The 13194-nt window shown below is 54.5% G+C and carries 10 protein-coding genes and 2 pseudogenes; 5 read left to right on the top strand and 7 right to left on the bottom strand.

Annotation, left to right across the window (positions count from 1 at the left end; translation table 11 throughout):
- Positions 1–39: 39 nt before the first annotated feature.
- The 3 genes and pseudogenes from EXE46_RS17710 to EXE46_RS06045 all read right to left on the bottom strand — a co-directional run.
- Positions 40–291 (bottom strand): annotated as a pseudogene (locus EXE46_RS17710) (hypothetical protein); the annotation flags it as partial.
- A gap of 31 nt (positions 292–322) precedes the next feature.
- Positions 323–712 (bottom strand): ferredoxin Fer, encoded by a 390-nt coding sequence (gene fer / locus EXE46_RS06050; protein WP_137687577.1) that lies wholly within the window; start codon positions 710–712, stop codon positions 323–325.
- Between the two features lie 60 nt (positions 713–772).
- Positions 773–4990 carry an Eco57I restriction-modification methylase domain-containing protein gene (locus tag EXE46_RS06045; RefSeq protein WP_137687576.1) on the bottom strand — a complete coding sequence of 1406 codons (4218 nt, stop codon included), beginning with the start codon at positions 4988–4990 and terminating at the stop codon, positions 773–775.
- A 57-nt stretch (positions 4991–5047) separates the two neighbouring features.
- On the opposite strand from EXE46_RS06045, the gene EXE46_RS16780 reads away from it, so the two are divergent.
- Complete coding sequence (locus EXE46_RS16780) at positions 5048–5236, top strand: hypothetical protein (protein ID WP_158413927.1); 189 nt, start codon at positions 5048–5050, stop codon at positions 5234–5236.
- Positions 5237–5494: 258 nt separating this feature from the next.
- On the opposite strand, the gene EXE46_RS06030 is transcribed toward EXE46_RS16780, so the two are convergent.
- A complete protein-coding gene (locus tag EXE46_RS06030) occupies positions 5495–5788 on the bottom strand; it encodes a hypothetical protein (RefSeq protein ID WP_137687575.1) in 294 nt (97 codons plus the stop codon).
- A 154-nt stretch (positions 5789–5942) separates the two neighbouring features.
- A complete protein-coding gene (locus EXE46_RS06025; RefSeq protein ID WP_137687574.1) occupies positions 5943–6941 on the bottom strand; it encodes a hypothetical protein in 999 nt (332 codons plus the stop codon).
- 538 nt (positions 6942–7479) lie between these two features.
- Between EXE46_RS06025 and EXE46_RS17705 the strand changes: the two are divergent.
- Positions 7480–7614 (top strand): annotated as a pseudogene (locus EXE46_RS17705) (DUF5817 domain-containing protein); the annotation flags it as partial.
- Positions 7615–7794: 180 nt separating this feature from the next.
- Here the strand turns inward: EXE46_RS17705 and EXE46_RS17365 are convergent.
- Entirely contained in the window at positions 7795–8325 is a 531-nt protein-coding gene (locus EXE46_RS17365) for a hypothetical protein (protein ID WP_241981500.1), read from the bottom strand.
- A 15-nt stretch (positions 8326–8340) separates the two neighbouring features.
- On the opposite strand from EXE46_RS17365, the gene EXE46_RS06015 reads away from it, so the two are divergent.
- The 3 genes from EXE46_RS06015 (at position 8341) to EXE46_RS06000 (ending at position 12599) form a co-directional block, all read left to right on the top strand.
- Complete coding sequence (locus EXE46_RS06015) at positions 8341–10689, top strand: ArsR family transcriptional regulator (RefSeq protein WP_241981499.1); 2349 nt, start codon at positions 8341–8343, stop codon at positions 10687–10689.
- A 145-nt stretch (positions 10690–10834) separates the two neighbouring features.
- On the top strand, positions 10835–11827 hold the full coding sequence (locus EXE46_RS06010) for a hypothetical protein (RefSeq protein WP_137687573.1): 993 nt from the start codon (positions 10835–10837) through the stop codon (positions 11825–11827).
- 340 nt (positions 11828–12167) lie between these two features.
- The gene (locus EXE46_RS06000; RefSeq protein ID WP_137687572.1) at positions 12168–12599 is read left to right on the top strand and encodes a TRAM domain-containing protein; all 432 of its coding nucleotides are present in this window, start codon (positions 12168–12170) and stop codon (positions 12597–12599) included.
- A 66-nt stretch (positions 12600–12665) separates the two neighbouring features.
- Here EXE46_RS06000 and EXE46_RS05995 read toward each other — a convergent pair whose 3' ends face one another.
- The gene (locus tag EXE46_RS05995; protein ID WP_137687571.1) at positions 12666–13013 is read right to left on the bottom strand and encodes a DUF6788 family protein; all 348 of its coding nucleotides are present in this window, start codon (positions 13011–13013) and stop codon (positions 12666–12668) included.
- Positions 13014–13194 lie beyond the last annotated feature (181 nt).

The following is a 13194-nucleotide window of genomic DNA, read 5'->3' as shown; positions in this document are numbered from 1 at the left end:
GTAACGGGAGATGGCTCTTAGCTGCCGGTTGACTTTACATCTGATTTTTGAATCGAGACGAGTTGCGCGTTCTCGGAGGTCATGGTGAACCGGATCATCAACCCGTTTGGCCGCAAGTCGGTCGACAATAGAGTCGATCTTCTCGATATGGGGCAAGCCGCTTGGAAGTTTTCGGAGTTGACCCTCCGTGGTGTACACATGTAGCAGTTGACTTCCGTTGGGGCGGTCCTCTATCTTGGAGATTTCCCCCTTGCCGCCGGCGAACGTGATGTGGTCACCGACGTTGAACACGACTAAAGAATATGGATACAGATTTTCAGGTCTAAATAACGCGGTTCTGGAGGTAGTCGAGGTGTTTCGCGTTGTAGACGATCTTGACCTCGTCGGTCGCCGGGCTCCCAATACATGTGAGCCGGACGTTCTTCTCCTCGACCTCCTCGTCGGAGAGGATCTGCTGCATGTCCATGTCGATGTCGCCCTGCTTGACGATGGACGCACAATTTGCGCACGCGCCAGCACGACACGAGAAGGGCCAGTCATAGCCCTGCGCCTCAGCGGATTCGAGGATGTACTCGCCCTGATTCACTTCGAGGGTACCGTAGTCCTCTGCGTCAAGGTCAGCCTCGGCGGCCTCCTCAAAGAGGTCATCATCGTCCATCGACCAGCCGTGGTCGTCGAGCACTTCGTAGTTAAGGTATTCTACTGTGGGCATCCTTTGAGCATTAATAGGGAGTCCTGTTAGTCGTTACTATGCTAAATAGATAGCAACTAGCTATCCAGACACACCTCCCCTCATAACAAGTTTTATTTCATTTTCGTTTAGATCGTATAACCTGAAAACCAGGTGGTCGACGTATGAATCAAGTGAATCGGAACCTTGGACTAGGCGGTCGTGCCGTTGTTTGTTCGAAAGGAATAGGTCCAAAGAGTCCTCTACATCTTCAAGCGCAGGAATTTCCATTTGTTCAAACCGAGCAATTAGCGAATTTGTCTTAGTCGCATTACTTCGGAACCCAGCAAACCCACCGGCCTCTTCGATAGCATAGGGGATAAACTCAGATACAAGCGCTTCCTGTTTCTTTGTAAGACCGATATATTCTGCAACCGTGATCGGTTCTGTTTCTGCGTACCCCCACTGATCCGTCTCATAGTCCTCTTCATCATCGGGCTTGTATCGCGCCGTGAGTTGAACGATAGTTTTTCCCTGTTTGTTCTGTACAGCTGCACTACCTACTCTTAAGCCCTCAGCAGATTCCGTCGTGTTTGAAAGAACAGTTGTTCCCCTATCGGGTGCTGGTTGATATCCCGGAATATCTGTGACGGGGGTTGTTTTTTCATAATCGTTGATATAATCGGTCAAATCTACGTTTATCTGATTTGCCTCCTGTCTTCGTTCAGCTATGGTATCAACCGCCTTCACAATCAGATCGTGAGATATCTCTTCGGGAGATTCAGATTCAAATACACTCTCTGCGGCGGCAGCAGCATCGAAATTTGCTGATTCGATCTGATCACTTACTGTGTTCCAATATTCATCTACCAATTCAGATCTTTCGTCTTCTGTAGAAGTAAATGAGATATTCTTGAGAGGCAGATGGTCAATGTATTCTCGGAATTCAATGTACCCTCCGCGTATACCAATAGCTGCGAACAATAGCTTATATTCCCAATCGAGCAATGTTGAATTCAAGAGCCCTGTTTCAAATAGTGGGTGTGTTCCTTGATCTTCAATCGTTCCCTGCTCTTTAGTAAGCGTATATACGGTGTTTAGGGGGTAATAGTAGTCACCATCAACACCACCGTCGTAAGCTGCTGTGAGTCTTTCAGCGATACGTTTCAGGAGAATCTTCGGCTGATCTAGGAGCTCCTTGCTTTTTGCGTTGTACAATTCATCGGGATCGTAGTTGAGATATCTCCCATCCCAGTTGACAGTAAACCGTTCAATATGCTCACCGTCGACAACTGGATGGTAGTTATCTCGTTCATTTTCAGGAGGAGAATTAGTAAATAGTTTCTCACGTGCTGAGGCGCTACCCATTCTGATTGCTTGTTCCAAGCGGTACTTATCACCAACCTCGGTGGAGTTTTCGTGAAGTTTGGAGTGGATCTGCCAATTCCGATCGTTCAAAAATGGGCAGAATACCTTTCGTGGGGCAAGTTTAAATCGTTCTAATGGAATCCGAACAGCCAATTCTGTTGAAAGGAGCGACTCTAGTCCTTGGGAGATATATTCTGGATTATCCGGTGGAATATTGATCACCGAAACCTCCTGATCCAGAGCAGGAATTTGATTCGTCACAACAGGTATACAAGGATATGTCGTTGGGCCATCGAATACCTCCGCTTGTGAGATATTAATTAACGATTCTAAGCTTACTTCTTCTAATAGCATGTCACGTAGAACCCTTCCATTCCCGTAGATTGCCCATTTAATGGGTATAATCATAGACGTAAGCCCCCCCAGGCGTGATAATTCGATGCTCTTTTCGAAGAATACGATATAGGCATCGTATCGGCCGGTAGCAGTCCGATATTCCTCTGTATCTGTGAGATATTGACGTAATTTCGGATCAAGGTTTGTGACGCTGATATATGGAGGATTTCCAATTACTGCGTCAAACCCGGCATCTTCTCTCCGATCCCCGTCTATATCGTAAAAGGCGACTGGGAACTCCAATTCCCAGTGGAAGAAGCGCTCTTCAGAGGCCATCGTTTGTGCGTCCACAAACCAGTCCTGCCCCTCAATGTCCGTCCACGAATCGCTCCGCAGCGCCTCCGCCATCCGCTTATCGGCATCGCTTGGAACGTCCAACCCAAACTGTGCCGCAGTATGGACGTTTGCCATCGCTAGCAGATGTTGGTAGAGAGGATCGTCGCGAACCTCATCATAAACATCTTCCATCTCTTTAGCGTCTTCCAGTGTCTCATTGTCAATGGAGAGGAGATCTTGGAACCGGTTCATCACGTGTTCTAGGGCACGCTGGCGCGTGTGAGCAAACGACTGCTGTAAGGTCAGCTGTCCGTCACCTTCCCCTGAATTGTCTCCATTAGCGAGAACGTCCTCGATATCGCTTCCGACCAGCGAATTCCCTGTCTTCAGGTGATGATCGAGGAACGCGAGAGGCTGCTCGGCCGCAAGTGTCCGCAGCCACAGAGAGACTTTTGCGAGTTCAGTTGCGAGCGGGTTCAGGTCAACTCCATAAATACATCGCTGAGCGACCTTTCGACGCGCCCAGTTAATGTCGTGATCTTCCTCGACGGTCTCGATCCCTTGTTGGGCCGCTTGCCGTTCTTGAGCGTCGATGATCTCGCGTGCGAGGTAGTCAACCGCGCTCGTAAGGAAGTGCCCGCTTCCCATCGCTGGATCGAGAATTTTCAATTCGAATATCCGCTCCGCAAATTCCTCCGCGAACGTTCCTGCCTCTTCATCGCCCTTCCGGTAGGTGGTCTGTCCGACTAGGTCCTCCCGGATATCGTCGACAAGAGGACCGAGCGTTTCGTCGACGATATATTCGACTACGTACTCAGGAGTGTAGTACGACCCTGTCGCCTTGCGCTCTCCGCTCCCCGTCGTGAGGTACACTTCACCCGTCTCAATGAATACCCCGTCGCCTTCGTTTGCCTCGACGTACTCGCCATCATCGAGTGTAAGCGGTTCGTCGGCGACATGTAGCTGGTACTCCAAGAGTCCCTCATAAATACTGCCGAGGTGACGCACGTCGAGTGAAGAGTAGTCAACGAAGATTTTTCCGCCGCCGTTCGCTTGCTGACTCCGCGTGAGTAGTTCGACGACACGGGCTAGATACGCATCACCAACCGTGTGTTCCGCGAGAAATTGTGCCTCAGCGCTGTCGTCCTCGTCCGGGTCCGTCCGAAACAGTCCACCGTTGTACGCCGGAATATGGAGGTCTTTCTTTGGTATTCCGCGCGATTTGCTCCCTTGGTCGATCAGCTCGAACAGCTCATTGAGCCGCGAGCTCAGGTCATCCTGCCAGTCACGGTACTTTGGGTCGCCACTGTCGAGTTCCTCGGCGATTTCCTGTTTGAGCGCATTTAGGCTGTAGGATTCCTCGTAAATCTCGTTGTCCGTGTCCAACAGGTCACGGCCTTCAGCTTCTGCGTAGAGAATGAAAATAAGCCGGTAGAGATAGATGAGAGAGGAGTCGTGAATAAGTTCAAGGTCTGCTTCGTCGAGGTCGTTATCGGGATACTGTAGATACCCTTCTGAGAGAATCTTAATCGCTTCATAGATGTTATCTTGTAGATCCTCTCCGAGGTCTTGGGCGAAAACGTTCGACTCATCGTAAACGTCATCGAGGAAACAGTCTCCCCCAGTGTCCTCAAGGAACGCACTGTGGCGGAAAAAGAGGTAGAAATACTTGAAATCCTCAAGATCTCCCTTTTCGAGGATAGTGGGAAGATCGACCTCGTAGTAGGAATCGAGCTGGTGGCTCGTTGGCCCGTAGTAGAGCCGCCACTTCTTTCCGTCTGTCAGCACCGCCCATCGGGCGGGTGTCTCCTGGAGGTAGACATGGATTTGGTAGCTCGGATTCTCGAAATCGCGCTCATGTTCCCCGCTGCCCCGTGTGTCAAGCGGCCGTCCCCAGCGCTTAGCGTCAGCAACAGCGACTGCGTTCTCGTAGAAGTCACCGTCTCCCTCGCGGCGCTCGAAAGCGTCACGTGTAGCGTCTTCAGTCTCGAAGAAACCGTAGTCTGGTCGGCGCTGCGTCCGACTTGTGCTCTCCTCAACTTCGAAGGGAATCCCCAGCTTCCGGAACATCGGTCGGATGAACTTCTCCTCCAACTGGGACTCGTTCCGCTTCGGGGCCGTACCCTTCTCCCGTTCATAGAGATCGATGATGTCGTCGTACGCTGCTTCTAGTTCTTCATCGTCGACCTCGTCCCACTCCTCCGTCTCAGGGAGGTGCTCGTCCAAGTAGTAGTTAGAGAACAGGTCACGATTCGTGCGGTAGGTGAGTGAACTTTGCATTGGTCAGGCAGGGGTCACGATGAGGTATTCGTCCGAATTCTTGCTGTCGATGAGGGCATGCGCGACGGCCGTCGCATCGGCGACTTCGACGTCAACCGCGTCACCGATCTCGAGACCGAGTTTGTCGAGTTCGGAACCGGAGACGTTGATCGCCCCGATTTCCCGGCATTTCGCCCGACTTGTTTGCGGGTCATCACGTATGATACGGTCGAATACGGACAGCCGTATAGACTTTTCTTCGACTAACTACTCCACCAATCACTCTGACCAACTATTTGGGAGCTGAGAGGAATTGTCAATGTAACATGACCGGAATCGTGATCCTCCCCGCTGGTCGCGACGACGCGTTTGAGGACTACAAACAGTTCATCCGAGATGGGCACCCAATTAAGGATATTGAGTCCTATCTCAATGTGTGTTAACCATTTTCGCCGACTCTAAGTTTAGCAGAGATTTGCTCGTGATTATTGCGCTAATCGGGATCGAGCCACCGGAGGAAACACCTCAATCCGTCTCACCAGAGTCGAACACGTCGACGAAGTCCAGAAGAATCTCTTGTGACGACTTCCCATCGGCGCGAGATGGAATCGGACCTTCCCAACATCCTATCTCGAGTGATTGCGTATTCGATATCGGCTGAGTGTCTGTTGTTACGTTGATGATTGCCGTCTGATAAATAGCCAGTACCCGGTGCTCGTGGACGCTGACATGGTCGATTCCGGCCCGATTCAAAACGGCTTGAATATCGGTAGGCTCACCCAGAGATACAGAGAGTATCCGAGACTCCGATTCATCCATATCTGTGATTCACGTATCGGATTAATAAACGATGCGTGCTGGCGAGACTCAACGTTCAGTTCGCGGCGGGCCCTAGCTTAAGAACACCCACCCCACGTCGCAGTCGATGGCGACCGTGGCTGGTCTCTTCGCCCCGTCACGTCGCCAGAGCTACTCACCGATCGGCACTCGAGCGCGTGTGATACGATTGTCCCGACTTGAATTCGGTCAACTCTTCGATCCGGGATTCAAGCTCTTCGACTTCGTCGCGGAGTTGTTCTGCGTCGCCGGCGTCGCTCGCCGCAAGCTGGTCTTTGAGGCCCTGGAGCCGCGTCTCCTTGCGATCTTCGTCCACCTCGGCTTTCCGAACGTACTCGGTTTCTTCAGTCTCGTAGACATCGCTTTCAGCGACATCAGTCACCTCGAGGGCATCGTCAACCTTCCCGCGATCAACGCTCACTACCCGGCTACGGTCGATTCCGGCCGATTCGAGCGTGTCCAGCACTTCGTCGTCGTCCTTGAGCGAGCGGTTTGTCCGAGCAGTCCGCTGGACCGAGCCGTACGAGCCCGAGACAGGCCGGTCGTGATGAAGCCGGTCTAAGAGCGTGTCAGCAATCTCCTTGCGGAGATCGTCGGAATCTCGTTGAACGTCCGAGAGCAAGGTATACAGGTCGATGAGCGTCCCAGTCTCGACCCCTTCGAGCGCCTCAACCTCGTGGCGTTCCAGCGCGTCGACGAGCAAGAGCGCATCCGCGTAGACATCGAGATCTGGCTCTGTCCGCTCGTCGAGAGTAGGATCAGGCTCAGAGGAAGGGTCCTCATCAAGTAACAGTGAGGTGGTTGGCTCTTCGGTCTCGATAATCACACCTCGGTCGTCGTTCACCTCGAATCGTGGATGGAGACTCAACACCGTCGGGTATGGATCCGCATCGGGTGGGAGTCGGTCGAGGTCAAATCCGTCGTTAGAGTCGGATAACCGCCGATATAGCGTTTCGAACTGATCTTTTTGAAGAGGTCGCGACTCACCGCTGTCTGTGAACCTGATGATGACACGGTGTTCCTGGACACCAGTAATCTGAAACCCCTTGTTCGAGAGTGGTGTTCGGAACGTGGCTCCTTCCGGAAGGTCATCTAACTGCTCAAGGAGGTTGTGCCAGTTGACCCGAAACGACATATTCGTACTGAGATAGTCGGATGCTAAATGCTTGAGGCTGTTTACAGAACTCACATCTGTATCCGAGTGCGTGGATGCTGATTGGATGAATTCGTAGGAGGGCTCCCACATGGAACCCATTATAATTGCCAGTTAGCCGTTTTGAGGTGTATAAACCGCCTGAATACGGACACCGAGACGAAGTAACAATAATTGGATATATGTCTGACGCTCGGCGTGAGTATTAAGACGGAGGCCGGCGCAACATCGCAGTATGCACTGCTAGGCGATGTTTAGAAAGGGGGGAAGTTCCCCTGTTGGCAGCAGGGGCCGCTTGGGAAGGGACAGGATGGCACCTGTCCGAGGATATCTCCTATTCCTCATTTCTTCCGAAGTGGTTTTAATGGTTGCGGTGGTGAGAGTCATCTCCGGCTTTCGCCGATAACCCGCTCTGCTGTCTCTGAGACGGCCGATTATTCGATTTCGGCCGTAGCGTCGAGCACGTGCGCGGAGAGCGCACTATGCAGGACCACCCGGCTCATGGAGGTGTGCCAGCGGCGTGAGTCGCTTCGCTGTCGTTGGCTGTTCCAACTGTAGCCAGCACTGGGTCATCGAGGACGCTGTCAGTAGTGGAACTGCTACCGCTCGTGAGTGTCCTCGGTGTGGGAGTCAGCATTCAGATAGCCAGTTGCGACGTCGAGCGAGAGCAGACACGTGGGAGGACGCTGTTGAGCAACGGTCGGCGCTTCTCGCGAGCACTCGCAATGCGAGCGCTGAGTTCGACGAGGTTGGCCGCTACGGCGATCTTGAAGACGAATGGGACCGCAACCTCGTCGGCCAACCGCTCGGCGTACAAGTCCTTACAGGGGCCTTCTCAGACGACCAGCACCTCGACACAGAACAAGGAGAGGCACCCAACAAAACCGATCAGAACTCTCGTCAGCTTGGAGATCTCCGCTATGATGAAGATGCGGGTCTCTGGATGGTCCAGCAGTACCCGGCCGTGTCGTCTGGGACAGTCCGCCTCGATAAAGAGAGCCGACCGGGTGAACTCTGGCAGCGTCTCGTTGCTGTCCTCGAAGCCGATATTGCGCTCGCCGTGCGCGAACTCGTCGGCGGCGTCGCTGATGGGGTCGCCTGGCAGAGGCTTGAATCGATTATCGACGATCAGCTCGGAACAGTCGAGCGAGAGGCCCTTCCAGACGCGAAGAGCCTGAACGGGTCGATCGTTGCGTCGACGCTGTTGAGTTTGTGTAAAGACGTTGAGTCCGAACAACACCAACAGGCGCTCGAACTGCTCGAGAGCTTTGGAAGCGCAGAGTTCGGCCCGCTTGGCATCGGGTTCCCTGGTGAGCTTGCGGATGTTCGCCGGGTTGTGAAGCCGTTGCTCGCAGCCGCAGACCATACCCCGACACTCACCGTGCGGATCGATGAGTCATTCCGGGAGATCGGCCACGCCGACCAACGCCGGCAGATGGTCCAGCTGCTCAGTTGGCTTGGCCACGGTGTGGACGTCCGGGTCGTGTTTGAGTCGTCCATCTGGATGCGGCGCTTTGCTTGGAGTTATGATCCGGAAATCGACGTCGACGAACTGGATGGGAACGTCCCGGACGTGGCAGCGTTCGATGTGAGTTCACAATGCGATACAGGCCAGCGCGCTCACGGAACTGTCGACGACCACGTCGCCGCCGCGTGTGAGGCGCTTGAGACGGACGGTGAAGTAGTCGCAACCCTCGCCCGTATTGGTGCGGAAGCCGGCCAGACTGCTGGCTACGAGGCGCTCTATGAGGCTGCTCCGTACGATGACCCCGACCAGTCCCGGAACAACGTCGCGTACCACCTGCGGCAGCTTCGCAAACACGAACTCGTGACCGATCGCATCGCGACTAGCGACGGGAGCAAAGTCGCAATTCGCCCGGCTGGGGTACAATTCCTCGAAGAAATCGGCCGATCTGGAACGCGACAGAAACCTCTTCAAAATTTTGTGAGTCGGACCGGAAAATCCGCCGACAATCTGGAGTCTAGACCCGCGCACACACGTGAGGGGGGGACCGGCTGGAGCCGCGACCGCCTCCCAGCACTCCACACCATCCAGCCGCTTCCCCGCTCTACGTACCAGGCCGCCGTCGCGGCGACCCCCGAGAATGGCGTCGCAACTGTCGATGCGGCGGTCTCCGAGTGGGACGATCGAGCGGCTCCGCGCCGCTACATGGACTGGGACGAGAATCGCCTCGCTGTGGCCGCCGAGGTCGACAATCCGATGCAGTGGGCGGTCTGTACTGCTCGCTCGTTGGCTGATACATTTGTCTGGGACAATCTGCTAACTGACGACCGGCTCGACGAGAATGGCGACTTCCGCCGACTCCTCCAAGAGGCACCTGGAGTTCTCCAAAATAGTGCGTGCCTCGGGTGGATCGCTGAGGAAGACGAGCTGGTTGATGATATCGGTGAGTTTGGGGACCGAATACAAGCTGTTCTCGAGGAGATTTGCGAAATGACGCGGGACATGACTCACGGCGAGTACCGCGAGTATAACTCTCGGACAGCCTTCCGGACGAAGATTCTCACCGAGTCTCTCGGTGTGATCGGCGTGATGACCCGATTACTGGACTTCGCCGGTGTCGACATCCTTCGAATCGGTCAGATGCCCCGGTTGAAGAGTGATTTCGATGACGAGAAGCTCTCGAGTATCGCGAAGTTCGTCGGGATCAACTCGGCGATCGGGTCGAAGTACGGGATGGCGTCGGTGTTCCGGCAACTGTTCGAGGACCGTGAGGAGGTGCTTCGGTGGTCGATGGACGTCGATGTCGACGCCGCAGAACCGTTCGGCGAACTCATCGGCTCGTGGTGTCTATTTGCCGATTACGGCGAGCGCCAGGAAGTGTTCGCTGAGAAGCTTCGGTCCAATGTCTCGCCGAAGGACATCCGGGATGACGCCCCCGAGATCGGCGTCCGCGTCCCTGTTCAGACGTCGACGAGCCGAGCCCAGTACCGGGATCTGCTCGAAGAAGCGCTTGAGGAGAAGAATCTCCTCACGACTCCAGAGGCAGTATCGGTGCTTCACGGACTGTGTCGGTCACCGCTCGCAACCGCGAACGGCGTTGCCCGAGCGCTAGAGCCGGAAGCCGAGACGCGACATATCCGGTCTGTCGAGCTCCGGCGTATCATTACAGCCCTGTCACCAGAGCAGGTACTGCGGGATGCGTCGTCAACGCCGCGAAAGGCCCTCGTGGCACTCGCCGGCGCTGAAGAATTCCTGACGCAGTCAGCACTCGCCGAGAGAGCCGGCGTGTCGGCTCGCTCGCTTCGTGACCACCTCCCCGACCTCGTTGACGCCGGAATCGTCGCGATGACGGATGCTGGCTACCGACTCCAGCTGTCGTTTGCGGAAACGGACCGGGACGATGGAGAACTGCCTGAGCGGTACCGGGATATCTACCCACAGTGGGTGAGCGATCCGACCGTCAGCAACGACGTCCACGCTGCGGCTGGAGCGTTACGGACAGCTCGGGAGCATCACGGGCCAGATGGACCAGTCTCATCAGAGGAAGTCGGCTTCGCTGGCGACGTCTTGCTGGAACTCACAGAGCCGTGGCCATTACTCGATGAGGTGCTGCCAGCGCTGTGGGCAGTGACTGCGAGAGCGTGCTATCGAGAGGACGCCACTGTCGCTGGTGGCGCTCTGGTTGAACGCGAGACTGAGATAATGGGGAGACGACCGCGTCAGTTGAGTCTTCAAGAAGCGACTACTGGGGAGCCTATCAGCTGAAATTTGGAGAAATTTTAGCGCCTGTCACCGATGACTTGTGGAGGTTTGGCACCTCGTTCTCGCCCTCAACAGCACTCCGAACCAAAGAGCGGGTGACTTGTCGACCAACTAAAAGAATAAGGGCACCCCGCTGATAGTGAGAATCATGGAACGACGCCGGTACTTGACAGGTGCGGGGACTATACTAACTCTTGGTGTGTCCGGCTGTACGGGTGGCGGGTCTGAGGAGAGTGACAAATCTGAGGATGGTAGCGCAGGATCGGACGACGCCAACGATTCAGACGCAACTACAAACCCCGACGCGACGGAAGCACTCGAAGCTGCCAGAGAGGATCTAAACGAAGCTCTCGACCTCATTCTTGAGGAGATTGATACTGCGTGGGCCTACTCCAGTACAGATGCGTCTATCTCGACTGCAGGGGTAGAGGCGGCACTCGGAAGTGCCAACACCTCGATTGAGGAAGCTAACGAAACTGCGACGACAGATACTCAACGAGAACAGGTCGCTGAACTCGAACTTGTCGCTGAATTCATCGACCAGTTCCTTAATGCGATCATCAGTCTCGGTGAAGGCATCAACCAGATTTCAACGGCGATTTCCTACGAGAATAATTCCCGGTACGAAGATGCCGCAGACTCTCTCTCCGATGCTAGAGCCACATTTGAGGAGGCAAACTCACAAGTTGATGAGATGGACGCAACCTTTGCGGAACTCGGTGATGGCACGGGCACAGGAATCGATTATGCCGAAGCTGAAAACGCCATCGACGAAATGAATGAACTCATCGCGGGGTATCTGTTAGTCATGGAAGCGGGCATTCCCCTTGACCGCGGATTGGCTGATTACAACACCGCATATGAAGCATTTCAAGACGAGGATTACGGAACAGCAGCTAATATCTTTGCCGACGCGCTTGAACACCTCGAAGAAGCAGAGTCGATGTACCGTGAAGGCGAGGAGGAGGTGACACAATCCCTTCGAGACACATTCATTACACAGACGTGTTATGCCGGCAAGTACGTCGAGATAACCGAATTAATGCTTGAGGCAAGTGAGGAAGCCGATGCTGGGAACTTCGACGAAGCAAGAAGCCTAGCAGAAGAAGCCAACGCGGTTTCGATCGAAACCTGTGGATAGGCGGACTTAGTCAACGAATTACAGACGGGTTTCTCACCATGATGGCGATGACGTTCAGCTTATCCGGTCAAGCGCGTCCCGTCGGTCACTCATCGCGGTCGCATCGTACTTCATCGTCGTCTTGGGCCTCCTGTGCCGAAGTTGTGCCTAAGCCGCCGCAAGCCCTCACAATTCCGATCACGACAGACTGTCTTTGTATTGACCGATTCGACCTGCTCGTTTTTCGAGGAGCTTCTGTTCGAGATCCACATGTTCTCTTCAGAAATACTAGATTACCATCTCAGAGTAGCGTAAAACGCGAGATTTAGGTACGTTGGATAGCTTAGACTCGTGATACTTGATGATCGAGATTTCTGATTCGCTTCGCTCTGTATTCAGTGCTCAACTCGAAGAACGTGATGGGTCATATGTCGTCGATATTCCGGCGAGTGAAATCGAACATGACACGCTCGCTGCCAACGAAACGTACCGCGTCGCGATCTTGGCGTCAGAACCCTCGACAGACCAGAAGACTCACCAAGAGCAACAGCAATCGACTACACAAGATACGGCTCCGACGTCGGACGGTCCTCCGGTAAATGAAGGTGAGGTCCGCGACGTGACGATCGAAACGACTGGTGATCAGGGCGACGGCATCGCGAAGGTTGAACGCGGCTACGTCGTGATCGTCCCCGGCGGACAACCAGGTGATGAGCCGACAGTCGAAATTGAGCAGGTCCAAGAGAACGTCGCGTTTGCCAGTATCGTCGCACACGACTCACGGGCGCTCTAACGTCGATTTATCACCGACCGCCTGTAGGGCCGGCGTCGTCGAAATTTTGGCCGTCTCGATCTACCGCTACTCACTTCCTGGTTTCCCGATGTACTCCGATTTCATCGTCCCATTCTCACGATAGTAGCGGTAGAGATACGGTCCGTGCATATCCTGACGATCTCCGCTGGCGCATTTACAGCTCGCATCGCCACAGGTGACTTTCTCTTTGACGACCGTTCCGTTCTCCGAATTGTTAGGCTCGTCGACGGGCTCGGCAGCCTCGGGCAGTTCATCGGCGTCGATCGACTGGTCGCGATACTTGATCAGCGCCTCGACGTAGCTGTGTGCCTCTTGGAGCGTCTCCGTATCCTGTTTCGGGAGCCCCTCCGCGAGATACTTCGGGAGCGAGGCGGGCGGTGACGGCTGCTCCATACCTTATGTAACAATTGGAGCCACATTAGCGTCCGGATGCTACATAAGGTATTGAGCTTCTCTACCAACTGTGAGCCCTTCACCAATTACTCGAGGTCGTAGGCCGCAATCTCGTGAGAGCCACACTGTGGACATTCGTCGACGTCTTTCTCCACGCTGTACCCACAGTGACGGCACTCGT

It is taken from the genome of Halorubrum sp. GN11_10-6_MGM, assembly GCF_005435165.1.
Lineage (GTDB): Archaea > Halobacteriota > Halobacteria > Halobacteriales > Haloferacaceae > Halorubrum.
Note: the sequence above shows the minus strand (reverse complement) of the source record. Positions and strands in the feature narration are given on the sequence as shown.